Origin of the sequence: Streptomyces sp. NPDC006463 (assembly GCF_042870715.1) — a bacterium.
Lineage (GTDB): Bacteria > Actinomycetota > Actinomycetes > Streptomycetales > Streptomycetaceae > Streptomyces.
The window spans coordinates 153,520-177,662 of the sequence record NZ_JBIAHP010000005.1; the positions used below are offsets into that span (position 1 = coordinate 153,520).

The window sequence follows — 24,143 nt, forward strand, 5'->3', positions numbered from 1 at the left end:
CGCCGGGGGGCCCCGCCCCCCCCGGCCCCCGGCCGCCCCCCGCGCGCCTGACCCCCCCCGGCCCGGCCTCCCCCCCGGCGCGGGGGGCGCCGCCGCCCCCGGCCCGGGGCCGCGCCCACGACCGTGGGATCAGGTGTCCAGCTGGGCCAGGGCCTCCACGGCGATCTTCTCGAAGACCGACTCGTCCGCGGCGAAGTCGGAGTCCGGGATCGGGGCGTGGATCACCAGCTCGGTGAAGCCCAGCTCACGGTGGCGGCCCGCGAAGTCGACGAATGCGTCCACGGATTCCAGCATGGTGCTGCGTTCGGGGGTGAAGCCGGTCAGCAGGATCTTCTCCATCGGCCCGAACTCACGCCCGATCTCGGCGCAAGCCGACTCCAGCCCGCCGATCTGCCGGCGCAGGGCCTCCAGCGATTGCTCGGGCGTGCCGTCCTCGAAGATCTTCGGGTCTCCCGCGGTCACCCAGGCCTGGCCGTGGCGGGCGGCGAGCCGCAGGCCGCGCGGTCCGGTGGCAGCGACCGCGAACGGCAGTCGCGGCCGCTGCACGCAACCGGGGATGTTGCGGGCCTCCTCGGCCGAGTAGAAGGTGCCCTGCGAGCTCACCGCGCCCTCGGTCAGCAGCTGGTCCAGCAGCGGTACGAATTCGGCGAAGCGGTCGGCCCGCTCGCGCGGGGACCAGGGCTCCTGGCCGAGCGCGGTCGCGTCGAAGCCGTTGCCGCCCGCTCCGATGCCGAGGGTGATGCGCCCGCCGGAGATGTCGTCCAGGGAGATGAGGTCCTTGGCGAGGGTCACCGGATGGCGGAAGTTCGGCGAGGTGACCAGCGTCCCCAGGCGCATCCGCTCGGTGGCCGCGGCCGCCGCGGTCAGGGTGGGCACCGCGCCGAACCACGGTCCGTCGCGGAATCCCCGCCACGACAGGTGGTCATAGCTGTATGCGGTGTGGAACCCGAGCGTCTCCGCCCGTACCCACTGGTCGCGGCCCCCTTCGTGCCATCGACGTACCGGGAGGATCACCGTGCTCAGACTCAGACTCATGCGTTCGAGCCTACGGCGCTCAGCCGACGGGTAGTGCGTTCCGGTCCTGCCGCGTCGCGTCGGCGCCGAGCGCTCCCTGTCGAATGATCTTCCGGAAAACCCCTCCATGGAGAGCGGTAATTCAGAAGCAAGAAGTCGCAAAGCGATCCCTGGCGAAAGAAACCAAAGACTTCCGGCATCGTCGATCACGGATTCGGCCGAGCCGACTACTGTGCGATTCCGAGAGCTGGTTGACCCACGGCACCCGCAGTGGATGCCTTGTCCGAATTCAGCCTCTGACGAGGGGTGGTCGTGCTCGAAATCACCATGCCGGGAGACCGGACGGCTTTGGTCTCCGCCGCCCCTGAGACCCCCCGGGCCGCCACGGCCGTGTCTGTTTCACGAGCGGGAGCCGACTGGTGACGTATCCCGTTCTCCCTGGAGCATCCTCGACACCCGCGGACTGGTCACTGCCGCTGCCGCTGCCATCGGTGGCGCCTGCGGCGGAGCCGTCGGTCGCACCTTCGACGGCGCCTTCGATGGCCTCTTCGATGGCCTCTTCGATGGCGTCCGCGTCGGCGTCGGCGTCGGCGTCGGCGTCGGTCGTGCCGTCGGACCGGGCAACCCAGGAGCTGGCCCGGAATCTGGTCCGCGCTCGTCGCGAACGGCTTTCCGGCACTCTGGTCGTGGTGGGCGACCCGGGCGGCACCTTCTACCTCGTGAACGGTGCCATCGTCGCGGTCGAGTCCCCCGGGGCACCGACCGTGGAAACCCTGCTCGTGCGTTCCGGGCGGGTCGGGAAGGACGAGTGGGCGGCTGCCTATCGCGCCGGCGCGACCGTCGGCCGTATCGGAGCGGAACTGATCGACCGGACGCTGGTCGGTGCCGCCGAGCTGCAGCTGATGTGTCTCATGGCGGCCCTGGACGGGGCTCTCTCCGTGGGCATGGGCCGCATGGACGAGTGCATCCTCGAACCCGGCGGGGGCGGCCACCACCTGGTGGCACCACAGGGCATCGAAGCGGACTGGCTGTTCCAGGAGGCGAGTCGCCGCGTCAAGGCTCTTACTTCGCTGCGGGTGCCGCTCTCCCCTTTCCGGGACCGGATGGCGCTGACGCCCACCGGAGCCGCGTCGGCAAACGGTTCGACGGCCGGTGAGCGACGGGAAATCCTTCTGCACGTCAATGGCCGTCGCAGCTCGCGGGACATCGCCTTTCTACTGGGGCGGGGCCTGTACGCCGTCACGGTGGAACTCACGCGCATGCTCAGCGACGGCCTGGTCGAGGTGGTGCCCTCCCCTGCGGCTGTTCCTCTCGGCGAGCCCGCCGGGGCGGCCGATCGGGTGTCGAACGCCCACGCCCCGCACCGCCTGTCGGGCGTAAGCGGGCTGCCTCGGCGCCAGCGCGGCATGAGTGGAATCCACGACGTCCTGCCCCTGCGGCCGGTGACGGATCGCCGGTAGCGGCCACCAGCACAGAACAGCAAGTCGCACAGGCGACTGGGAGCGATCCCAGCGTGAACAAACAGGAGAATTGTGACGATCAAAAGTGACGAACTGGCCGCTGAGATGCGCGCGCTCCGCGATCGGGTCGTCGGTGTCACGGACGTGATCGTGGCCTCGGCCGACGGCCTGCTGATCACTGCCGAAGCAGACGTCAGTGTCGACGGGGAGTGCCTGGCCGCTCTCACCGCGGCGGCGCTCGGCATCGCCCGCCGGACGGGCACCGCCACGGGCAAGGGACTGGTCCACCACACCGTCGCACGGTTCAACGACGGCTATCTGGTCACGCAGGCGATCGGTGACATGGCGTTGATGGCGGTGCTCGGCGACTCGGGCATGGACGTGAAGCGGTTCCACTCCGAGTCGCAGTTGAGCGCCGACCGGATCGGCCTCCTGCTGACGTCCGAGACCGGAATCGCTCCGGCCGGCTGAGTGCTGCCGGTGGCGCTCCACCGGCAGCACTCACGACCACACGATCACCCCGGCAGGTCCGGCTTCGGGCCTTATCCGAAACAAATCCATCAGAAGGAAAACCATGAGCGTATCGGGAGCCTCAGGTCCCCAGAGCATGTCCGACCGGGTGGTCACCATAGTCAAAACCCTCCGCGCGGAGGTACCGGAGTGCGTGGCCGCCGGGGTCATCGACATGTCAACGGGCATGTTGCTGTCGGTGGAAACCGTCGACTCGCACCCGCCGGAGGTACTCGACATGCTGTCGGCGGCCACACTCGACCTCTTCCAGGGCCGGAATGTGGTGATGATCGAGAACATTTTCAAGGAGCGTCGCGGAGTGGTGTCCGACCGGCACTATTTCCAGGAAATCCTTGTCAACAGCGACAACCTGGCGCACCTCTTCCTGCGCGTCGACAGTGCGGACGAGGTGGTCGCCGTCGTGGTCTGCCGCAAGTCGGCGAACGTGGGGATGCTCTTCGCGCAGGCCCGACGAGTACTGAAGGACAACGGACCGCTGTGACAGCCCTGCTGCGGCCTTCGTGTTTCACGTGAAACATCGCCATCCCTCCGATGTTTCACGTGAAACATCAGGCCGTCGGCACCGGACGAGCCGCACATGGTCCGGCCCTCCGCGGGCAATGGGCGAAGATGGAGCCGTGACCTCGGCTCCCCAGCGCCCGGACGGGCCAACCCCCATGCCCCGGCTCATCGCCACCGACCTCGACGGCACCCTGCTGCGCGATGACAAGTCCGTCTCGCCCCGCACGGTCGCCGCTCTCGCGGCCGCCGAGGAGGCCGGCATCGAGGTCTTCTTCGTCACCGGACGCCCGGCCCGCTGGATGGGCGTGGTCAGTGACCACGTCCATGGCCACGGCCTCGCGATCTGCGCGAACGGCGCGGCGGTCGTCGACCTCCACGCCGGACGAGAGTTCGTACAGGTAAGAGCCCTCCCGAGAGCTGCCGCCCTCGCCGTCGTGGACGCCCTGCGGGCTGCTGCGCCCGGTACCTCCTTCGCGGTCGAATTGACCACCGGCATCAACTACGAGCCGACGTACCCGCCGTTCTTCCAGGACCCGGGCGCCAACGTCGCCACCGCCGAGAAGCTGCTGCGCGAGGACACGGACGAAGGCAACGCACCGGTGCTCAAGCTCCTCGCACACCACGCCGAGCTGGCCCCGGACGAGTTCCTCGCCCTGGCCCGCTCCACCGCCGGCGAGTACGCAGCGATCACCCGCTCCAGCCCGACCTCCCTGCTGGAGGTCAGCGGAAAGGATGTCTCCAAGGCGAGCACCCTGGCGCTGTGCTGCGCCGAGCGCGGTATCTCCCCCGCCGAGGTCGTCGCCTTCGGGGACATGCCGAACGACGTGGAGATGCTCAACTGGGCGGGCACCTCGTACGCGATGGGCAACGCCCATCCGGATGTGATCGCGGCCGCGTCCGGCCGTACGACCGCCAACAACGAGGACGGCGTCGCCGTCGTCATCGAGCACATCGTGGCCGACCGGATCGCGCATCGTCTGCTCCAAGGACAATCTCCTGCGACACCTGGACGCCTGGACGCCTAGGGCCTGATCCGGGACAGGCAGCCCTAGAGCGGGGCCTCCCACACGACGGTGGTCCCGCCACCGCCGTCGCCGATGCCCGGGCCGTACGAGCTCGCGCCGCCCAGCGACTCGGCCCGTCGGCGCAGATTCCGCAGCCCGCTGCGCCGTCCACCCTCGGTGATCCCCACCCCGTCGTCGGCGACCTCCAGCCGGACCCCGGGGCGCCCGTCGGCCAGCGTGACCGTGGAATCCACGACCACCTCGATCCGGGACGCGTCGGCATGGCGGAACGCGTTGGACAGGGCTTCGCGCAGCGCGGCGATCAGGTTCTTGCCCACCAGGTCGTCCACGACCGCGTCGATCGGGCCGAGGAAACGGTGCGCGGGCTTGAAGCCGAGCGGCACGGCGGCCATGTTGATCTCCCGCAGCACCCGGGTGCGCAGCCCGGAGGGGGCTTCCGCCGGGCCCTGCTGGAGCGCGAAGATCGCCGTGCGGATCTCCTGGATCGTCACGTCCAGCTCGTCCACGGCCTTGCCGATCCCGTCACCGACCTCGGGGACGATGGACCGGCGCTGGGCGCCCTCCAGCATCATCCCGGTGGCGAACAGCCGCTGGATCACCAGGTCGTGCAGGTCCCGGGCGATCCGGTCGCGGTCCTCGAACACGGCGAGCCGCTCCCGGTCGCGCTGCGCCTCGGCCATCATCAGGGCGAGCGCGGCCTGGGAGGCGAACTGCGTGGCCAGGGTTCGCTCGGCCTCGCTGAACGGGCGCTTGCCGCGGGCCCGCGGAGTGACCAGGGCGCCCAGTACCCGCCCCCCGCTGTGCAGCGGAAGCATCATGCAGGGTCCGTACTGGCTGGTGAGCTTGCTGACCATGCGCGGGTCGGACGCGGCGTCGTCCACGAAGACGGGCTCGCCCTGCAGCAGCCTGTTCACCACCGGGCTCTCGGCGGGGATGACCACGCCGAGCGAGGTGGCGGGGTTCTCGGCGGAGACGGCGACGATCTCCATCCCGCCGTCCTCGGTCGGCAGCATCACGATGCCGGCGGAGGAGTTGGCCAGGCGACGGGCCTGCTCGGCGACCACGGCGAGGGCGTCGTCCGCGTCCCCGCCGGACAGCAGGGCGGTGGTGACGGCCACCGAGCCGTCGATCCAGCGCTCGCGCTGAGTGGCGGCCTCGTACAGCCGGGCATTGCCGATGGCGATGCCCGCCTCGGTGGCCAGCACCCGGACCATGTGCACGTCGTAGTCGTTGAACGCGCCACCGCCGTTCTTCTCGGCAAGGTACAGATTGCCGAAAATCTCCCCCTGCACCCTGATCGGGACACCGAGGAAGGTCTTCATGGGCGGATGGTGCGGAGGGAATCCCGCCGAGCGCGGATCCTTCGTCAGATCGTCGAGGTGCACGGTGTCGGGGTGCGAGATCAACGCTCCCAGAAGACCCCGCTTCCCGTCCGGACGGTGCCCGATCTTCCGGGCCAGCTCGGGGCTGATCCCGTACGTGACGAAGTCCGAAAGCCCGCGGCCCTCGGTGTCGACGACGCCGATCGCCGCATAGCGGGAGTCCGCGAGCTCGGCCGCGGTCTCGCAGATGCGGTCCAGCGTGGAGTGCAGCTCAAGCCCGGTACCGACCGACCTCATGGCCTCCAGCAGTTGCGGTACCCGGGCCGTGAGCTCGGTGGACAGGCCCTGCAGACTCCTGGCGGCCTGGGTGGCGGCCATCAGCGGGTCCGGTGTTCCAGGTGACGGGTCCTGCGGCTCCGGCGGGTCCTGCGGTTCCTGCGGCTGCGACTCCTGCAGTGACATGCCCTTGAGACTAGTTAGTCCCCTTTAGCGGGGAAAGTCGGCCTGGAGGAAGTCGGCCACGGGCCCGTCCGCCTCCCGTTCCCGCTCCAGCAGCCGCCGCAACGGCCCCTCGGCGGCGGCCAGCTCCTCGTACGCCCCGCGCTGGACGACCTCTCCGCCGTCGAGCACGAGCACCTCGTCGACTGCCTCCAGGCCGGCGAGCCGGTGGGTGATCAGCACGGTGGTACGGCCCTGGGTCGCTTCCAGCAGGTCCGCCGTCAACGCGTCCGCCGTGGCCAGGTCCAGATGCTCGGCCGGCTCGTCCAGCACCAGCACGGGGAAGTCCGCGAGGAGCGCCCGCGCCAGGGCCAGGCGCTGGCGCTGGCCGCCGGAGATCCGCTCGCCGTGCTCGCCGACCAGCGTGTCCAGCCCGTCCGGCAGTCCGTCGGCCCACTCCAGCAGCCGCGCCGCGGCCAGCGCTTCCCGGAGCTCTTCCTCGCTCGCTCCGGTCCGGGCCAGCCGCAGGTTCTCCCGCACCGAACTGTCGAAGAGGTGCGCGTCCTGGGCACAGAGCCCGACGAGCGCACGGACGTCATCACCGTCGAGGGTCCGGGCGTCGGTCCCGCCCAGGGTGTACGCGCCGTCGCGCAGGTCCAGGAACCGCAGCAGGACCTGCGCCAGCGTGGTCTTTCCGGAGCCCGAGGGTCCGACGACGGCGACGCGGTGGCCGGCCTCCAAGGTCAGGTCCAGGCCCCGCAGCGCATCGCGTTCCTGGCCGGGGTGCCGGGCGGTGAGCCCCGTCAGCCGCAGCGGGAAGGGCGAACCGGGCGCAGCCGCGGGCTGCTCCGGCTCGGCGACGGGAACCGGGGAGTCGATGACCTCGTAGACCCGCTCGGCGCTGCGGCGCACCCGCTGGCGGTACTGGACGGCGAGCGGAAGGCCGGCCACCGCCTCGAACGCGGCGAGCGGCGTCAGCACCGCGACGGCCATGGCCACCCCGGACAGCCGTCCGTCGTGGACCGCGGTGGCCGCCGCGGCCGCGGCGGCCACGACGGTGAGCCCGCACACCAGGGCGGACAGTCCGCCGCCCAGACCGCCTGCGGCGGCTCCGCGCGCGGCGATGCGCGTCAGCACGCCGTCGCTCTCCCGGGCCCTGCCCTTGCGGTCCTCCAGCGCCCCGGCGACGGTCAGTTCCGCGGTACCGGTGAGCAGATCGGCCACCCGGGTGGCAAGCTCACCCCGGGCGGGAGCGAGCCGGCGCTCGGCACGCCGGGAGCAAGCCCCGCTCACCAGCGGAACGCCGACCCCTGCGGCGAGCAGTCCGACGGCGAGGGCGCCGCCGGCCTCCGGCAGCAGCCAGACGGTGAAGGCGACCGAGCCGGTGCCCACGAGCACCGCGGTGCCCACCGGCAGCAGCCAGCGCAGCCAGTAGTCCTGGAGTGCGTCGGCGTCGGCCACCAGCCTGGCCAGCAGATCCCCGCGCCGGTGCTCTCGCAGCCCGGCGGGGGCGATGCGCTCCAGCCGCCGGTACACGGAGACCCTGAGATCGGCGAGCATCCGCAGCACGGCGTCGTGCGAGACGAGCCGCTCGGCGTACCGGAAGACGGCCCGCCCCATTCCGAAGGCCCGGGTGGCGGTGACCGCCACCATCAGATAGAGCACGGGGGGCTGTTCGGAGGCCCGTGAGATCAGCCAGCCGGAGACCGCCATCAGCCCGACGCTGCATCCGACGGCCAGCGCCCCGAGGAGCAGTCCGAGCCTGAAGCGTCCTTGCCAGGCCCTGGCCACCGCCCGGACCCGACCCAGCGGATCGGCTGCGCCCGGAGCGGTCCCGCCACCGGCCTGAGCCGGCTCGGGCGCGGCTGCGAGGATCCGCTCCCCGCCATCGGCACCGCCCGAGGCGTCGGTCCGGACGGAGGCGGGACGGGGGAGCGGGCCCTCGGCGGCGGGCAGCCCGGAACGGCCGTCGGCCTGCGCGATCGGAACCACCCGGTCGGCGACGGCGAGCAGCGCCGGCCGGTGCACGACCAGCAGCACGGTCCGGCCCACGGCGAGCCGCCGGACCGCGTCCACCACCCCGGCCTCGGTCTCGCCGTCCAGCGCCGCGGTCGGCTCGTCCATCAGCAGCACGGGCCGGTCCGCCAGGAACGCCCGCGCCAGGGCCAGCCGCTGGCGCTGTCCGGCGGACAGACCCACGCCGCCCTCGCCCAGGAGGGTCTCCACCCCGCGCGGCAGCGCCGTCACGAACTCCCAGGCGCCGGCGTCCTTCAACGCCCGGGCCACCTCCGCGTCGGAGGCTCCCGCCCGGGCCAGCCGTACGTTCTCCCCGATCGATCCGGCGAACAGGTGCGGACGTTGCGGCACCCAGGCGATCTGCTCCCGCCACTGCTCTTGGGACAGCTCCGCCTGGTCCACTCCCGCTACCCGCACCCGCCCCGCGGTCGGTGTCACGAACCCCAGCAGCACCTGGAGCAGTGTGGACTTCCCGGCCCCGCTCGGTCCGGTGAGGGCCACGCACTCGCCCGGTTCGACCGTCAGCGAGAGCGGCCCGGGCGAGTCCTGGCCCCGGCCCTCGTACCGGACCCGGACGTCATCGATCTCGATGCGCAGAGGAACGCCGCTCGGCAGCCCGGCCCCGCCGACCGGGCGTTCGACGGGTGTCTCCAGCACCTCGAAGATCTCCTCCGCGGCGGCCAGACCCTCGGCGGCCGCGTGGTACTGCGCGCCGACCTGCCGCAACGGCAGGTACGCCTCGGGTGCCAGGATCAGGATGACCAGTCCGGTGTAGAGGTCGAGATCCCCGTGGACCAGCCGCATGCCGATGGTCACTGCCACCAGCGCCACCGACAGGGTCGCCAGCAGCTCCAGGGCGAAGGAGGAGAGGAAGGCGATGCGCAGCGTCCGCATCGTCGCGCGCCGGTAGTCGTCGGTGATCTTGCGGATCGACTCGGCCTGGGCCTTGGCCCGCCCGAAGACCTTCAGCGTGGGAAGTCCGGCGACCACATCGAGGAAATGCCCCGACAGGCGTGACAGCAGCCGCCACTGACGGTCCATCCGTGACTGGGTGGCCATCCCGATGAGGATCATGAACACGGGGATCAGGGGCAGGGTGACCACGATGATGGCCGCCGACACCCAGTCCTCGGTGACGATGCGGGCGAGCACGGCCGCCGGCACGACCACCGCGAGCCCCAGCTGGGGGAGGTAGCGGGAGAAGTAGTCGTCGAGGGCGTCCACACCTCGGGTGGCCAGCGCCACCAGCGACCCGGTCTTCTGTCCCGTCAGCCAGGCGGGGCCGAGATCTGCGGCCCGGTCCAGCAGCCTGCCGCGCAGTTCCGACTTGACCGCCGCACCGGCCCGGTGCGCGGCCAGCTCTGTCAGCCAGGTGATCAGGCCGCGCCCGAGCGCCACCGCCGCGAGCAGCAGGAGGGGCGTCCGCAGCTCCGCCCCGCCGAGCCCCTCCTCGAAGGCACCGACCACGATCTCGGCGATGAGCATCGCCTGTCCGACGACCAGCCCTGCCCCGGCGAGGCCCAGGGCCACCACGGCCGCCAGGAAGAGGCGGGTGGAACGGGCGTACCGAAGCAGGCGCGGGTCGATCGGTTTCACGTGAAACATCCCCCAAGGGAGGGTCAGGCGGGAGGGGCGGGTGCCGGGGCTCAGTGCACGTCGACGATGTGCTGCGTCCCGATCCGCTTGCGGAACACCCAGTACGTCCAGCCCTGGTAGAGCAGGACGAGCGGCGTGGCCACTGCCGCGCACCAGGTCATGATCTTCAGGGTGTAAGGGCTGGACGAGGCGTTGGTGACCGTGAGGCTCCAGGCGTCGTCCAGCGAGGACGGCATGACGTTCGGGAACAGCGTCAGGAAGAGCATCGCGACGGCCGCCGCGATGGTGATCCCGGACAGTGCGAACGACCAGCCCTCGCGGCCCGCCAGGTTGAAGCCGAGGGCTCCGACCAGCGCGATCACCGCGACGGCCATCGCGACCAGGCTCTTGGCGTCGCCGCTGTCGACCTGGGTCCAGCCCAGGAAGAGCAGGGCCAGTACGGCGGTGGCCACACCCAGCCGGGTCGCCAGCTTCCGCGAGCGCTCCCGTATGTCACCGACCGTCTTGAGCGAGGTGAAGACCGCGCCGTGGAAGGTGAACAGGGTGAGCGTGACCAGGCCGCCGAGGATCGAGTAGACGTTGAGCAGGTCGAGGAAAGTGCCGACGTACTCCTTGTTCTGGTCGATCTTCACGCCGCGCACGATGTTCGCGAAGGCCACGCCCCACAGGAACGCGGGGATCAGGGAGGTCCAGAAGATCGCGTGTTCCCAGTTGGTCTGCCAGCGCTCCTCGGCCCGCTTGTGCCGGTACTCGAAGGCGACACCGCGGATGATCAGGCAGACCAGGATGAGGAGCAGCGGCAGGTAGAACCCGGAGAAGAGCGTGGCGTACCAGTCGGGGAAGGCCGCGAAGGTCGCGCCGCCCGCGGTGAGCAGCCAGACTTCGTTGCCGTCCCACACAGGTCCGATCGTGTTGATCAGGACCCGCTTCTCCGTGCGGCCGCGGGCGAGCAGCTTGGTGAGTACGCCGACTCCGAAGTCGAAGCCCTCCAGGAAGAAGTAGCCGGTCCACAGGACCGCGATGAGTACGAACCAGACGTCGTGGAGTTGCATGGTGTGGTCTCCTCAGCCTCAGTACGAGAAGGCCATCGGCCGGTCGGGGTTCTTGTCGTCTCCGCCGATCCTGGTGGGCGGGTTGAGGTCGGCCTCGGTGAGCTCCGGCGGACCGGCCTTGACGTACTTGACGAGGAGCCTGACCTCGATGACGGCGAGCACGGCGTACAGGAGGGTGAAGCCGATCATCGAGGTGAGCACCTCGGCCTGGGAGACGTTCGGCGAGACCGCGTCCCGGGTGCGCAGCACTCCGTAGACCACCCAGGGCTGGCGCCCCATCTCGGTGAAGATCCAGCCCCAGGAGTTGGCGATGAGCGGGAAGCCCATCGTCCAGAGCGCGACGATCCAGTACAGGCCGGCGAACTTCGGGCTCAGCGCCTTCTTGAAGAGGACCAGGTGAGGTACCTCCTCCTCCCCGGTGCGCAGACCCGGAGGCAGCATGAACTTCTTGCGGGTCAGCCACAGTCCCAGCACCCCGACGCCGACGGAGGCCATGCCGAAGCCGATCATCCAACGGAAGCCCCAGTAGGCGACCGGGATGTTGGGCCGGTAGTCGCCGGGGCCGAACTTCTCCTGCTCGGCCTTGTTGACGTCGTTGATGCCCGGGACGAAAGAGGTGAAGTCGTCGTTGGCCAGGAAGGACAGCAGGCCGGGTATCTCGATCGCGACCTTGTTGTGGCCCTTCTCGACGTCGCCGTAGGCGAAGACGGAGAACGGAGCCGGCGCCTCGCCGTCCCAGAGCGCCTCGGCGGCGGCCATCTTCATGGGCTGCTGCTTGAACATCACCTTGCCGAGCAGGTCACCGCTCAGGGCCGTGCCCATGCCAGCGATGATCATGACGACCAGGCCGAGCCGCAGCGAGCTCCGCATCACGGGTATGTGCTTCTTGCGCGCCAGGTGGAAGGCGGCGATGCCGGTCATGAACGCACCGCCGACCAGGAAGGCGGCCGTGATGGTGTGGAAGAACTGGGTGAGCGCGGTGTTCTGGGTGAGCACGTGCCAGAAATCGGTGAGCTCGGCCCGGCCGCGCTCCTCGTTGATCCGGTACCCGACCGGATGCTGCATCCAGGAATTGGCCGCCAGGATGAAGTAGGCGGACAGGACGGTGCCCATCGACACCATCCATATACAGGCCAGATGGATCTTCTTCGGCAGCTTGTCCCAGCCGAAGATCCACAGACCGATGAAGGTCGACTCGAAGAAGAAGGCGATCAGCGCCTCGAAGGCCAGCGGGGCGCCGAAGATGTCACCGACGAATCGCGAGTAGTCGGACCAGTTCATGCCGAACTGGAACTCCTGGACGATGCCGGTGACGACACCCATCGCGATATTGATCAAGAAGAGCTTTCCCCAGAACTTCGTGGCCCTGAGGTACTTCTCTTTCTCGGTGCGCACCCAGGCCGTCTGCAGGCCGGCCGTGAGGGCGGCGAGCGAGATCGTCAGGGGAACGAAGAGGAAGTGGTAGACGGTGGTGATGCCGAACTGCCAGCGCGCCAATGTCTCTGGCGCCAAAGCTAGGTCCACGTCGTCTTCTCCTTGTCGTCGCCGTGGGGCACAGCCGCAGGCTGCATGGCGGGTTCCCCCCATAACGGGAGGAAGCAGGACACGCTTGTGAACGCGTTCACATTCACAAGCATTATGGCGCACCCGTTTTCACCCCTTAGCGGCGGGGTCCCCCTAGCCAAGAAATTCAACAGATTGTTGAATGTGCCCCATGAAGATTCGTATCTCCTGGCCCGCCGGCCAGCTCACCGCAACCCTCGACGAGACCCCGACCAGCAGGGCGCTGGCCGAGGCCCTTCCGATCTCCGCGTCCGCGAACACCTGGGGCGAGGAGGTCTACTTCGACACCGGCGTCTCCGTGGCCCTGGAGCACGACGCCCAGCAGGTCGTCGAACCCGGCACGGTCGCGTTCTGGACCGAGGGCGACGCGCTCGCGCTGCCCTACGGCCCCACGCCCATCTCGCGCGGAGGCGAGAGCCGCCTGGCAAGCCCGTGCAACGTGCTCGGCTCGTTCGACGGCGACTCCCGCCTGCTGGCCACCGTCCGCGACGGCGACCCCGTCCGCGTGGAACTCGCGTAGCGCGCGGGCATCGCTCAACGCCCGGGCACCGCTCAATGCGCGGGCACCGCTCAATGCGCGGGCATCGCTCAACGCCCGGGCATCGCTCAACGCCTGGAAATCGCGCAACGCGTGCGAGTCCCCGCCGGAGCTACAGCTCCTTGAAGAACGCCTCCGCCGTGTGCAGGAAGAGGTCGTTCGCCTCGGTCTCACCGATCGTGACCCGCAGGCCCTCGCCCGCGAAGGGCCGGACCACCACACCGGCCTTCTCGCAGGCGGCCGCGAAGTCGGCGGTCCGCTCCCCCAGCCGCATCCACACGAAGTTCGCCTGCGTGTCCGGGACCGTCCAGCCCTGCGCCAGGAGCGTCTCGTGCACCCGGTTCCGCTCGCACACCAGCGCCCCGACGCGGCCCATCAGCTCGTCCTCGGCGCGCAGCGAGGCGACCGCCGCGTCCTGTGCGAGCTGGCTGACACCGAAGGGCACCGCCGTCTTGCGCAGCGCCGCGGCCACCGGCTCGTGTGCCACCGCGAAGCCGACGCGCAGACCGGCGAGCCCGTACGCCTTGGAGAACGTACGCAGCACGCAGACGTTCGGGCGGCTGCGGTACAGCTCGATGCCGTCCGGCACGTCCGCGTCGCGCACGAACTCGCGGTAGGCCTCGTCCAGCACCACCAGGACGTCCGAGGGCACGCGGTCCAGGAACCGCTCCAGCTCGGCGCGGCGCACCGCGGTACCCGTGGGGTTGTTGGGGTTGCAGACGAAGATCAGCCGGGTCCGCTCGGTGATCGCTTCGGCCATCGCGTCCAGGTCGTGGACGTCGCCCTCGGTCAGCGGGACCCGCACGGAGGTCGCACCCGAGATCTGCGTGATGATCGGGTAAGCCTCAAAAGAACGCCAGGCGTAGATGACCTCGTCGCCCGGGCCGGCCGTCGACTGGATCAGCGACTGGGCCACACCCACCGAGCCGGTACCGGTGGCGATGTGCTCCACCGGCACCCCGAACCGCTCCGCAATCTCGTTCACCAGGCCGGTGCAGGCCATGTCCGGGTACCGGTTGAAGTTCCCGGCGGCCGCGACCGCGCTCTCCAGCACCCCGTTCAGCGGCGGGTACGGGTTCTCGTTCGAGGACAGCTTGTACGCGACGGCCCCGCCCGCGGCGGCCGGCTTGCCGGGCTTGTATGTGGGAATGCCGTCCAGCTCGGCGCGCAGCTTCGGGCTCTTCTCGCTCACCGCAGGTCCTCCTCGACCATCCCGTACGACGTCGCCGTCGACTCAATACTGCTCACCTTATGAGGATTCCGCCCTTCCGAGAATGGGGGCGCCTGGAATGCGGGGGAGCGCGCGCATATATGCGCGCGCCGGTGGCCTACGCCGTGGCGCGCATCCCTCGTGCAGGTGAGTTGAGAACGGCCCGCGACCGTACCGTTTTGGCATGCTCGTACCCGCCGACAAGCCTCACGGCAGCCTTGGCCGAGCAAATGCCTTCAATTCCAAGGTCATTGGGGGTGGCGAACCTTGCAGAAACGTGCCTGTCAACGCGTGCATATGCACCCAGACCACCCACCCCGCCGAGCCCTACTATCGGCTCGCCATGACAGCAGCAGGGAAGCATCACGTGAGCCGGACCGAGACCACCCGGCGGGCCGCCGGCCGACAGGGCCGGGCAGGCATCAGGGACGTGGCCGCCGCAGCGGGCGTCTCCATCACAACCGTCTCCGACGCGCTCAATGGCAAGGGGCGGCTGCCGGACGCCACCCGCCGCCACGTTCGCGAGGTCGCCGACCGGCTGGGCTACCGCCCGTCCGCCGCCGCCCGCACCCTCCGTACCGGCAAGTCGGGCCTCATCGGCCTGACCGTGACGACGTACGGGGATGAACCTTTCACCTTCACCGAATTCGCCTACTTCGCCGAGATGGCCAGAGCCGCCACCTCCGCCGCGCTCGCCCGCGGCTACGCCCTCGTCATCCTCCCCGCCACCTCCCGACACGACGTGTGGTCCAACGTCGCCCTCGACGGCACCGTCGTCATCGACCCCTCCGACCACGATCCCGTCGTCACCGAACTGGTCCGCCAGGGCCTGCCCGTGGTCTCCGACGGCCGCCCCGCAGGCTCCCTCCCCGTCACTGCCTGGGTCGACAACGACCACGAGGCAGCCGTACTGGGCCTCCTCGACCACCTCGCCGCCGCCGGCGCCCGCAGGATCGGGCTGCTGACCGGCACCACCACCGACACCTACACCCGGCTCTCCACGACCGCCTACCTCAACTGGTGCGAGCGCGTCGGCCAGGACCCCGTCTACGAGTCCTACCCCGCCCACGACCCCTGCGCGGGCGCCGTGGCCGCCGACCGGCTCCTCGCCCGCCCCGACCGGCCCGACGCCGTGTACGGGCTCTTCGACCCCAACGGCACGGACCTGCTCGCGGCAGCCCGGCGCTACGGCCTGCGCGTACCCGAGGACCTGCTGCTCGTGTGCTGCAGCGAGTCCACCGTGTACGCCAACACCGAACCGCCCATCACCACCCTCTCCCTCAAACCGCGCCGCATCGGCACCGCCGTGGTGCAGCTGCTCATCGACGCGATCGAGGGAGTGGACACCGGACGCCCCGTCGAACAGGTCGTCCCGACAGAGCTCATCATCCGTACCTCGTCACAACGCAGGCAGCCCCGTACGACCGTCAGTCCGCCCCGCTCTCCGGCCCAGGACTGACGCGCCACACCACTCCTCGGCGGCGCCGCCGACACCGCCGAGGATTTCAGGAACACCGATATTGGTATAAAACGGTAGGAACGATCGGCTCCGGACAGGATTCACCACCCCTGGTGCGTCACACAGCGCGAGCCGCATTCCTATGATGGGCGCACGACATCACGGACCCTCCTCCCCGGAGGTCAGAAGGGTCCGCAGGTGTACGGCAGCGCGACGGTGGTGGAGGGGTCGATGACTCAGGGGGCCGGTCAGGGACCCGCGATGCGGACGGAGACGCTGCGGGACTTCCGGGTTCCGGTCACCGAACCCGCCCCGTACGCCGTATCCACCGGGCTGCCCGGTGAGGCTCCCGTGTACGGCGAGTACCCGGCGTACTACGAGGACGGCGCGCTGAGCGCGCCCCAGCAGCCCGGCTACGCGCCGCAGGCGAACGCACAGTCCGTGCCGCAGCCCGTGGCACCACCCGTCCCGCATCACGACGTGCACGCAGCGCAGGACATGCACGAAGCGCACGAAGCGCACGCGACCGCCGAGCCCACGGATCCCGTGGACCCAGAGGACGACGGTTTCGACGGCTACACCCCGACCCACCGCGACCTGCCCGTCATCGGCCGCGGCGCACTCGGCGGCCCCGGCGACACCATCCAGGTGCAGTACGTCCCCCAGGACACCGCGGCCGCCGGTCCCGGCCCGCTCTACGTGGTCGGCGACGTCCACGGGTACCTCGACGAGCTCGTCACCGAACTCCACGCCCAGGGCCTGATCGACAGCGAGCGTCGCTGGTCCGCGGGCAACGCCCGGCTCTGGTTCCTCGGCGACTTCACCGACCGCGGCCCCGACGGCATCGGCGTCATCGACCTCGTCATGCGGCTGTCCGCCGAGGCCGCGGCAGCCGGCGGCTACTGCAAGGCCCTCATGGGCAACCACGAGCTGCTGCTCATCGGCGCCAAGCGGTTCGGCGACACCCCCGTCTCCTCCGGCGCCGGCACGGCCACCTTCCAGGCCGCCTGGCTGCTCAACGGCGGTCAACGCACCGACATGGAGCGCCTGCAGGACGTGCACCTGCAGTGGATGTCCCGCCTGGACGCGGCCGTCCTGGAAGAGGACCACCTGCTGCTGCACTCCGACACCACGGCCTACCTGGACTACGGCGACTCCATCGAGGACGTCAACGACACCATCCACGAGCTCCTCAACCGGGGCGACGCCGACATCACCTGGGACCTCTTCCGCAAGTTCACCAAGCGGTTCGCCTTCCGCGACGAGGAGACCGGCCCGGTGGCCGTACGCGAACTGCTCGGCACGTACGGCGGCAGCCGCGTCGTGCACGGGCACAGCCCCATCCCGTACCTCCTCGGCGAAGTGGGCACCGAGGACGGCGACGAGGCGCGCGGCCCGGAGGCGGTGGACGGCCCCCACGTGTACGCGGACGGGCTCGCCATCGCCATGGACGGCGGGGTCACGATGGCGGGCAAACTGCTGGTCGTGCAACTGCCTCTGCGCGACTGAGGATTGTCATCAGGGGGGTATTTCCGGAAAGCCCCTGTCAACCTGCGGTGTGGTCCCTCTACCATCGCTCTATCCGTAGCAGGCTCTCCTCCGTTTGTGCCGGCGCCCGGGTCTACGCGGGCAAACCGGCCTCCACGGAGCATCGGGGGATGCACATGACCAGCGCTCCGCACCTGCTGACCGAAGACCGGCCCGAGTTCGATCGGCTCCTCGACGAGGCGCTGCGCACCGCACACGAACGGCCCGAGCTCGCCACCCTCGGCGAACGCCTGAACGCCGAACAACTGCGCACCATGGCCCTGGGGGCCGGCGCACTGCTGACGGCTGCGGCCGCCGCAGAGTACGACTACTACGTGAAGCTCCGCGAGGAACGACGCGACGAGGCCCTCTCCGCTCCCGGGACCCTGGACGAGGAGGACGGCGGACAGGGCGGCGCGGGCCTCGGCGCCGTGATCGCGGTCCTCGCACCCGTTCTGGCGGGCACCGCCATGCTGATCTTCTTGCTCGTGGGCTACATCCTGAAGATGATCGAGCCCGAACCGGCCTTCGCCGAGACCATGCTGACGGCGGGTTCGTTCTTCGGGGTGCTCACCGCCACCGCCCTGATCTTCGCCGTGATCGGCCTGCTGGTGACCGCGCTGCGCAACAGCGCGACCGAGGTCGCCGCGGACGAGGCGGAGGCGATACCCGACGAGGTCGCACAGGCCCGGGAGGCCTGGCGGAACGCGCTGCTGGAGCGCGGGATCATGCCGTTCCTGCGGGACGCCCTGGCCGATCCGAGTTCGCGGCCGGAATATCCGGCGCCCCGCACGCCAGGGGCCGGGCGCATCCCCAACCTGGGATACACCCGGCCCGACTTCACCAGTCCGGGATCGCCGTCACAGGGTCCCCGGCCGGGCTACACGCCTCCGGACTTCACCGGCCCGGACTTCGGCGGCCCGGAGCACGAGCCGGAGTAGGCCTCCCGGCCTCCCGGCCTCGCGCCCCGCTTCCCTTCCTCTGCTTCCCCTACTTCAGTGCCTTCGGAAGGTAGTTGGGGTTCATCGGCCGGATCGGCGGCGCATTGGCCGCCCGGCGGGCGAGGTCCGGGTCACCCTCGTCGGGCTGGGGTTCTGCCTCCGCCCACACCCCGTTGCATGTGAGGGTGTTGTTTCCGGGGACGACGGCGCAGGTGGTCTCCGAGATCACGCCGTCCGTCGTCACCACCTCGACCAGCAGCTGGTTGGCCTGATGGCTGATGGAGATCGCGCAGGCGTCGTCCGGGTAATCGCCCTCCGGGTTGAGGGTGAGGTCGTACCAGGTCCACAGACCCGGGGTCGGCTGAAGCCCGCGGATGCCCGCGTACGCATTGCCGTCGCCGGGGAGCACCGCCTTGAACTCCCGTGCGTTGCTGTCACGGACGGAGTCGATGTCGACGCACTGGGACGCGCCGGTGGCTCCGGTGGCACCTGTCGCGCCGGTCGCACCAGTGGCACCCGTAGCACCGGTAGCTCCGGTCGGGCCCTGCGGACCCCTGGGACCCGTCGGGCCCGTCGGACCCTGCTTGCACTCGTCGTCGCCGCCTCCACCGCGCGGGCCGACGGGGGTTGCCGCTCTCGGATCGTAATCGTGCTTCTTCGACTCGCAGTGGTCGCCGCCTGCCGGGGTCGCCGCGCGGACTGTCGCGGCTGCCTGGATGGCCTGCCCCGTGGCGAACGCGGGGCTGGAAATCCCCGTCATCACCAGGGCGAGTGATGCGAGCGTGCCTCCAGTCAGCCAACTGCTCCGCCGGGGCAGCGGACCAAGGTGTGACCTGGTCCTGTTCTCGGGGCTCATATACGCCGCTCCTTCTCGAAACCGGATCGAACGATGTGCGATGGGCCGTCTCGGGCCACCTCGGTCATCGTGGGTATCGCGGTCGCAAGCGGTGGAACGCCTCGCGGATAAGTCAACTTATCGGACCAGCGGTACGAGCCCAATGGAGTCTTTTGGGCGGTGGCGGACGCGACGCGCCCAGGCACGGACGAACCGTGCCCTACCGTCGCCTCACGGTCGTTTTCATCACCACAGGGGATGGAATCCTTGAGAGCAACAGTCTGCCTGAACATGATCGTCAAGAATGAGGCACCGGTGATCCGGCGCTGTCTCGAATCGGTGCGCCCTTTGATCGATACATGGGTGATCGTGGACACGGGCTCGACGGACGGCACCCAGGACATCATCCGGGAATTCCTCAGCGATCTCCCCGGTGTCCTGCACGAACGGCCGTGGAAGGGATTCGGCGAAAGCCGCAGCGAGGCGATCGACCTCGCACGCTCCAGCGCGGACTACCTGCTGTTCATCGACGCCGACGACGTGATGCAGGTACAGCCCGGCTTTCGCATGCCGGACCTCACGTTCGACGCGTACCGCATCGCGGTGCACCACGAGCCCGTCATCCACTGGAGGCCCGCTCTGGTCTCCACCCGCTTGCCGTGGAAATACGTCGGCGTACTCCACGAGTACCTCGATTGCGAACTCCGGCACAGCAGCGGCGTGCTCGAAGGCGCCAATATCCTCATCGTCGGAGGCGGGGCACGCCTCAGGGACTTGGGCGAACGGGAGAAGTACCTGCGCGACGCGGCGGTACTCGAACAAGGGCTGATCGAGGAACCCGGAAATGCCCGGTACGCGTTCTACCTGGCCCAGAGCTGGCGCGACGCGGGAGAACCGGAGAAATCCCTCGCCGTCTACGACCGCCGGGCGGCGATGGGCGGCTTCGCCGAGGAAGCCTTCTGTGCCCAGCTGTACGCGGCACGGATCGCGGCGAACCTCAAGAAGCCGTCGGCCGAGGTGATGGACCGCTTCCTTCGCGCACACGAGAGCCGCCCCACGCGCGCCGAAGCGATCGGCAGCCTCGCCCGCATCTGCCGGCTCGAAAGCCGCTGGCCGCTGGCGTACATGTTCGCCCGGCAGGCGGTCCGGATCCCCCGCCCGGACGACATCCTGTTCGTCGAGTTCGACTGGCACGAATGGCGCGCGCTCGACGAACTCGCCGTGGCCGCCTACTGGGTCGGCGAGTACCAGGAGTCGCTGGACTGCTGCGAGCGCCTCCTCCAGGACGGCCGCCTCCCGGACTCCCAGCGTGACCGGGTCACCGAGAACCTCGCGTTCGCGCGCCGCAAGCTGGACCCGCAGTATCAGGTGGTCGCCTGACCGCCGCTCCACGCAGCACGCGACCGGAGGGCGTCGCCCGGGCCGACAGGCCGTGGAGCGGCGCCCTCCAGTCGTTGCGCTGGGCCGTCGCGTCGGCCGGCCGCAGCGGCTGCTCTAGGGGAGGTGGCCCCGGGATGCTCTGCGCATCAGGTCTCCCTTGAATTCCTTGCCCCGGAGGGTTCCGGGCGTCGGGGCGGGGGTCAGTTCGGTCCACCCCTCGTCCCAGGTGAAGCTGGTGCCGTTGGTGTCACCGTGTGTCTGGTAGACCTTCCCGTCCGTCGTCACGACCTTTACGTACGAGTTGCTGCCCTGCTCGATGATCGAGATGCCGCAGGCCTTGCCGAAGGGGAATCCCGGGTTGTCCGCGTTCGTCAGGTCCTGCCAAACAGGCACACCTCCGGCCGTGGCCGCGCGGCCGACGTAGGCGATGCCGTTCGTGAGAGCGGCACTGAACGACACGGTGTTCGAAGGCGCGGAGCTGTCGATGTCGTCGCAGGGCCCGGTACCCGTGGCGCCGGTCGCACCGGTAGTACCTGTGGCACCCGTACTGCCCGTGGCACCCGTGGCACCCGTGGCACCGGTCGCACCCGTCGCACCGTCCACGCCATCCGCGCCGTCCGCACCGTCGGCACCCGGAGCACCCGTCGCACCCGTCGCACCGGTCGCACCCGTCGCACCGTCCACGCCATCCGCGCCGTCCGCACCGTCGGCACCCGGAGCACCCGTCGCACCCGTCGCACCCGTCGCACCCGTGGCACCCGTCGCACCCGTGGCACCCGTGGCACCGGTCGCACCGTCCACGCCATCCGCGCCGTCCGCGCCGTCGGCACCCGGAGCACCCGTCGCACCCGTCGCACCCGTCGCACCCGTGGCACCCGTGGCACCGGTCGCACCGTCCACGCCATCCGCGCCGTCGGCACCCGGAGCACCCGTCGCACCCGTGGCACCCGTCGCACCCGTGGCACCCGTGGCACCGGTCGCACCGTCCACGCCATCCGCGCCGTCGGCACCCGGAGCACCCGTACCGCCCGTCGCACCCGTCGCACCCGTGGCACCGGTCGCACCCGTGGCACCGTCCACGCCATCCGCACCGTCCGCACCCGGAGCACCCGTCGCGCCCGTCGCGCCCCTCGCACCCCTCGCGCCCGTCGCGCCCGTCGCGCCCGTCGCACCGTCCACACCCGGAGCACCCGTGGCGCCCGTCGCACCCCTCGCGCCCGTCGGCCCTGTCGGGCCCCGCCTGCCCTGTTCGCACCTGTCGTCACCGGCGGGCCCGGACTCGATGCCCGCGGCCCTCGGGTCGTCGTCCGGATCCTCGTCCTGGCGGTGGTGATGCCCATTCGGCTTGCATTGGTCTCCACCGGTGGAGCTCGCCGCGTTCACCCGCCCGGCCGCCTGAATGCTCTGAGCAACGGCGAAGGCGGGGCTGGCGACTCCCATCATGACCAGGGCGAGCGATGCGAGGGTGCCGCCCGTCAGCCATCTGCTCCTTCTCGGCAGTGGTCCGAGCGTCGTTGACCTGGTCCTGTTTTCGGGGCTCATAGCACTCCTACTCGAAACCGCTCGACCGATGTGTGGCCGGGGCTCTCCGGCCACACATCGGTCAGCGTGGGAAGCTCTGCCGCGAGTGGCGGGACAACTCGCAGATGAGTCCACTTATCGGATCAGCGATGCGACACCAACGGCCGCTATGACGGCCGTGGCGAGCGGGAGCACTCCGACGCAAAAAACGGGCGGACCCGCGACTCCCCCCATAGGGTCGCGGGTCCGCTCCGTGGCTCCTGTCGACCGGCTCAGTCGGCCAGCGGCAGGTAGACGCGGTTGCCCGAGGCCGCGAACTCGGCGGACTTCTCCGCCATGCCCGCCTGGATCTCCTCGGCCTTCAGGTCGCCGCCGTGCTCACGGCGGATGTCCTGCGAGATCTTCATCGAGCAGAACTTCGGACCGCACATGGAGCAGAAGTGAGCGGTCTTGGCCGGCTCGGCGGGAAGCGTCTCGTCGTGGAACTCACGGGCCGTGTCCGGGTCGAGGGCCAGGTTGAACTGGTCCTCCCAGCGGAACTCGAACCGCGCGTCCGACAGGGCGTCGTCCCACTCCTGGGCGCCCGGGTGGCCCTTGGCGAGGTCCGCCGCGTGCGCCGCGATCTTGTACGTGATGACGCCGGTCTTCACGTCGTCACGGTTCGGCAGGCCCAGGTGCTCCTTGGGCGTGACGTAGCAGAGCATCGCGGTGCCCCACCAGGCGATCATCGCGGCGCCGATGCCCGAGGTGATGTGGTCGTACGCGGGCGCGACGTCCGTGGTCAGCGGGCCGAGCGTGTAGAACGGCGCCTCCTCGCAGATCTCCTGCTGGAGGTCGATGTTCTCCTTGATCTTGTGCATCGGGACGTGGCCCGGGCCCTCGATCATCGTCTGCACGTTGTGGCGCTTGGCGATCGTGTTCAGCTCGCCCAGCGTCTTCAGCTCCGCGAACTGCGCCGCGTCGTTGGCGTCCGCGATGGAACCGGGGCGCAGGCCGTCACCCAGCGAATACGTGACGTCGTACGTGGCGAGGATCTCGCAGAGCTCCTCGAAGTTCGTGTAGAGGAAGTTCTCCTTGTGGTGCGCCAGGCACCACGCGGCCATGATCGACCCGCCACGGGAGACGATGCCGGTCTTGCGGCGGGCGGTCAGCGGCACGTACGGCAGCAGCACGCCGGCGTGCACCGTCATGTAGTCGACGCCCTGCTCGGCCTGCTCGATGACCGTGTCCTTGTAGATCTCCCAGGTCAGGTCCTCGGCGCGGCCGTCGACCTTCTCCAACGCCTGGTAGAGCGGGACGGTGCCGATCGGGACGGGGGAGTTGCGCAGCACCCACTCGCGCGTGGTGTGGATGTTGCGGCCCGTCGAGAGGTCCATGACCGTGTCGGCGCCCCACTTGGTCGCCCAGGTCATCTTGTCGACCTCCTCCTCGATGGAGGAAGTGACGGCGGAGTTGCCGATGTTGGCGTTGACCTTCACCAGGAACCGCTTGCCGATGATCATCGGCTCGATCTCCGGGTGGTTCACGTTCGCCGGAAGCACCGCGCGACCTGCGGCGATCTCCTCGCGGACGACCTCGGGGGAGACGTTCTCGCGGATCGCGACGTACTCCATCTCCGGGGTGATCTCGCCCCGGCGGGCGTACGCGAGCTGCGTGACGGCGGCGCCGCCACGGCCCCGGCGGGGCTGGCGGGGACGGCCCGGGAAGACGGCGTCGAGGTTCTTGAGCCCGCCCCGCGGCGAGGTGTGCTTGATGCCGTCGTCCTCGGGACGCACGGGACGTCCCGCGTACTCCTCGGTGTCCCCGCGGCCGATGATCCAGTTCTCGCGCAGCGGCGCGAGACCCCGGCGCACGTCCGTCTCGATCTGGGGGTCGGTGTACGGACCGGACGTGTCGTAGAGCGTCACGTCCTTGCCGTTGGTGAGGTGGACCTGGCGGACCGGCACCCGGATGTCGGGGCGGGAGCCCGCCACGTACCCCTTGTGCCAGCCCGGCTGGCGCTCGGTCTGGCCGTCGGCGTCCTGGCTGACGGCAGGCGTGCGTGCGTCCTGAATGGTCATGAGACCTATCTCCCTACGCCGGCATTACCCGGTAACAGGTTCGGCGGTCGACGCAGCCTCCTCCCGTACGCATCCGTGATGCGCGTACGGTGATCAGCGTCCTCTCAGCCCGGTGCTCCGAGCTCCCGCGTTGTGCAAAGGTGTCCCCACGCTA

The 24,143-nt window shown here is 69.9% G+C and carries 18 protein-coding genes and 1 riboswitch; of the genes, 9 read left to right on the plus strand and 9 right to left on the minus strand.

Features of this window, described 5'->3' with window-relative positions:
• Positions 1 to 129: 129 nt before the first annotated feature.
• Positions 130 to 1,035 (minus strand): LLM class flavin-dependent oxidoreductase, encoded by a 906-nt coding sequence (locus ACFYOB_RS11675; RefSeq protein WP_388558048.1) that lies wholly within the window; start codon positions 1,033 to 1,035, stop codon positions 130 to 132.
• Positions 1,036 to 1,565: 530 nt separating this feature from the next.
• On the opposite strand from ACFYOB_RS11675, the gene ACFYOB_RS11680 reads away from it, so the two are divergent.
• The 4 genes from ACFYOB_RS11680 to ACFYOB_RS11695 all read left to right on the plus strand — a co-directional run bounded on the left by ACFYOB_RS11680 (position 1,566) and on the right by ACFYOB_RS11695 (position 4,531).
• Positions 1,566 to 2,474: a MarR family transcriptional regulator gene (locus ACFYOB_RS11680; RefSeq protein WP_388558051.1), complete on the plus strand. Its 909-nt coding sequence runs from the start codon at positions 1,566 to 1,568 to the stop codon at positions 2,472 to 2,474.
• A gap of 72 nt (positions 2,475 to 2,546) precedes the next feature.
• Positions 2,547 to 2,945: a roadblock/LC7 domain-containing protein gene (locus ACFYOB_RS11685; protein ID WP_388558054.1), complete on the plus strand. Its 399-nt coding sequence runs from the start codon at positions 2,547 to 2,549 to the stop codon at positions 2,943 to 2,945.
• A gap of 136 nt (positions 2,946 to 3,081) precedes the next feature.
• On the plus strand, positions 3,082 to 3,486 hold the full coding sequence (locus tag ACFYOB_RS11690; protein ID WP_388558057.1) for a hypothetical protein: 405 nt from the start codon (positions 3,082 to 3,084) through the stop codon (positions 3,484 to 3,486).
• Positions 3,487 to 3,604: 118 nt separating this feature from the next.
• Positions 3,605 to 4,531 carry a Cof-type HAD-IIB family hydrolase gene (locus ACFYOB_RS11695; protein ID WP_388558059.1) on the plus strand — a complete coding sequence of 309 codons (927 nt, stop codon included), beginning with the start codon at positions 3,605 to 3,607 and terminating at the stop codon, positions 4,529 to 4,531.
• Positions 4,532 to 4,554: 23 nt separating this feature from the next.
• Here the strand turns inward: ACFYOB_RS11695 and ACFYOB_RS11700 are convergent, their stop codons facing one another.
• The 4 genes from ACFYOB_RS11700 to ACFYOB_RS11715 all read right to left on the minus strand — a co-directional run bounded on the left by ACFYOB_RS11700 (position 4,555) and on the right by ACFYOB_RS11715 (position 12,479).
• The gene (locus tag ACFYOB_RS11700) at positions 4,555 to 6,231 is read right to left on the minus strand and encodes a GAF domain-containing sensor histidine kinase (RefSeq protein WP_388558684.1); all 1,677 of its coding nucleotides are present in this window, start codon (positions 6,229 to 6,231) and stop codon (positions 4,555 to 4,557) included.
• 108 nt (positions 6,232 to 6,339) lie between these two features.
• Positions 6,340 to 9,903, minus strand: coding sequence for a thiol reductant ABC exporter subunit CydD (cydD, locus tag ACFYOB_RS11705; RefSeq protein ID WP_388558062.1), 3,564 nt, complete (start codon positions 9,901 to 9,903; stop codon positions 6,340 to 6,342).
• A gap of 50 nt (positions 9,904 to 9,953) precedes the next feature.
• The gene (gene cydB, locus ACFYOB_RS11710; RefSeq protein ID WP_388558065.1) at positions 9,954 to 10,955 is read right to left on the minus strand and encodes a cytochrome d ubiquinol oxidase subunit II; all 1,002 of its coding nucleotides are present in this window, start codon (positions 10,953 to 10,955) and stop codon (positions 9,954 to 9,956) included.
• Positions 10,956 to 10,973: 18 nt separating this feature from the next.
• Positions 10,974 to 12,479, minus strand: a complete 1,506-nt coding sequence (locus ACFYOB_RS11715) for a cytochrome ubiquinol oxidase subunit I (RefSeq protein ID WP_388558068.1) — start codon at positions 12,477 to 12,479, stop codon at positions 10,974 to 10,976.
• Positions 12,480 to 12,669: 190 nt separating this feature from the next.
• On the opposite strand from ACFYOB_RS11715, the gene ACFYOB_RS11720 reads away from it, so the two are divergent.
• A complete protein-coding gene (locus ACFYOB_RS11720; protein ID WP_388558071.1) occupies positions 12,670 to 13,038 on the plus strand; it encodes a cyclophilin-like fold protein in 369 nt (122 codons plus the stop codon).
• A 130-nt stretch (positions 13,039 to 13,168) separates the two neighbouring features.
• Here ACFYOB_RS11720 and hisC read toward each other — a convergent pair whose 3' ends face one another.
• A complete protein-coding gene (gene hisC / locus ACFYOB_RS11725) occupies positions 13,169 to 14,248 on the minus strand; it encodes a histidinol-phosphate transaminase (protein WP_388558074.1) in 1,080 nt (359 codons plus the stop codon).
• A 361-nt stretch (positions 14,249 to 14,609) separates the two neighbouring features.
• On the opposite strand from hisC, the gene ACFYOB_RS11730 reads away from it, so the two are divergent.
• From ACFYOB_RS11730 to ACFYOB_RS11740, 3 genes are all read left to right on the plus strand, one after another.
• On the plus strand, positions 14,610 to 15,725 hold the full coding sequence (locus ACFYOB_RS11730) for a LacI family DNA-binding transcriptional regulator (RefSeq protein ID WP_376677851.1): 1,116 nt from the start codon (positions 14,610 to 14,612) through the stop codon (positions 15,723 to 15,725).
• 231 nt (positions 15,726 to 15,956) lie between these two features.
• Positions 15,957 to 17,234: a metallophosphoesterase gene (locus tag ACFYOB_RS11735; RefSeq protein ID WP_388558078.1), complete on the plus strand. Its 1,278-nt coding sequence runs from the start codon at positions 15,957 to 15,959 to the stop codon at positions 17,232 to 17,234.
• A gap of 149 nt (positions 17,235 to 17,383) precedes the next feature.
• Positions 17,384 to 18,193, plus strand: a complete 810-nt coding sequence (locus ACFYOB_RS11740) for a hypothetical protein (protein WP_388558081.1) — start codon at positions 17,384 to 17,386, stop codon at positions 18,191 to 18,193.
• Positions 18,194 to 18,242: 49 nt separating this feature from the next.
• Here ACFYOB_RS11740 and ACFYOB_RS11745 read toward each other — a convergent pair whose 3' ends face one another.
• A complete protein-coding gene (locus ACFYOB_RS11745) occupies positions 18,243 to 18,953 on the minus strand; it encodes a hypothetical protein (protein WP_388558084.1) in 711 nt (236 codons plus the stop codon).
• Between the two features lie 255 nt (positions 18,954 to 19,208).
• Here ACFYOB_RS11745 and ACFYOB_RS11750 point away from each other — a divergent pair, with 255 nt between their 5' ends.
• A complete protein-coding gene (locus ACFYOB_RS11750; protein ID WP_388558087.1) occupies positions 19,209 to 20,408 on the plus strand; it encodes a glycosyltransferase in 1,200 nt (399 codons plus the stop codon).
• A 114-nt stretch (positions 20,409 to 20,522) separates the two neighbouring features.
• Here the strand turns inward: ACFYOB_RS11750 and ACFYOB_RS11755 are convergent, their stop codons facing one another.
• Both ACFYOB_RS11755 and thiC read right to left on the minus strand, forming a co-directional pair.
• The gene (locus ACFYOB_RS11755) at positions 20,523 to 21,488 is read right to left on the minus strand and encodes a hypothetical protein (RefSeq protein ID WP_388558090.1); all 966 of its coding nucleotides are present in this window, start codon (positions 21,486 to 21,488) and stop codon (positions 20,523 to 20,525) included.
• A 713-nt stretch (positions 21,489 to 22,201) separates the two neighbouring features.
• Entirely contained in the window at positions 22,202 to 23,989 is a 1,788-nt protein-coding gene (gene thiC, locus ACFYOB_RS11760; protein WP_388558092.1) for a phosphomethylpyrimidine synthase ThiC, read from the minus strand.
• Positions 23,983 to 24,128, minus strand: a riboswitch (TPP riboswitch). It overlaps the preceding gene by 7 nt.
• Positions 24,129 to 24,143: the final 15 nt, after the last annotated feature.

Coding starts and splice junctions, on each gene's coding strand:
- ACFYOB_RS11675 (WP_388558048.1), bottom strand. CDS start 1,035: ATGAGTCTGAGTCTGAGCACGGTGATCCTCCCGGTACGTCGATGGCAC.
- thiC (WP_388558092.1), bottom strand. CDS start 23,989: ATGACCATTCAGGACGCACGCACGCCTGCCGTCAGCCAGGACGCCGAC.
- ACFYOB_RS11700 (WP_388558684.1), bottom strand. CDS start 6,231: ATGGCCGCCACCCAGGCCGCCAGGAGTCTGCAGGGCCTGTCCACCGAG.
- ACFYOB_RS11720 (WP_388558071.1), top strand. CDS start 12,670: ATGAAGATTCGTATCTCCTGGCCCGCCGGCCAGCTCACCGCAACCCTC.
- ACFYOB_RS11695 (WP_388558059.1), top strand. CDS start 3,605: ATGGGCGAAGATGGAGCCGTGACCTCGGCTCCCCAGCGCCCGGACGGG.
- ACFYOB_RS11735 (WP_388558078.1), top strand. CDS start 15,957: ATGACTCAGGGGGCCGGTCAGGGACCCGCGATGCGGACGGAGACGCTG.
- ACFYOB_RS11730 (WP_376677851.1), top strand. CDS start 14,610: ATGACAGCAGCAGGGAAGCATCACGTGAGCCGGACCGAGACCACCCGG.
- cydB (WP_388558065.1), bottom strand. CDS start 10,955: ATGCAACTCCACGACGTCTGGTTCGTACTCATCGCGGTCCTGTGGACC.
- ACFYOB_RS11745 (WP_388558084.1), bottom strand. CDS start 18,953: ATGACGGGGATTTCCAGCCCCGCGTTCGCCACGGGGCAGGCCATCCAG.
- ACFYOB_RS11740 (WP_388558081.1), top strand. CDS start 17,384: ATGCACATGACCAGCGCTCCGCACCTGCTGACCGAAGACCGGCCCGAG.
- ACFYOB_RS11690 (WP_388558057.1), top strand. CDS start 3,082: ATGTCCGACCGGGTGGTCACCATAGTCAAAACCCTCCGCGCGGAGGTA.
- ACFYOB_RS11680 (WP_388558051.1), top strand. CDS start 1,566: ATGGCCTCTTCGATGGCGTCCGCGTCGGCGTCGGCGTCGGCGTCGGCG.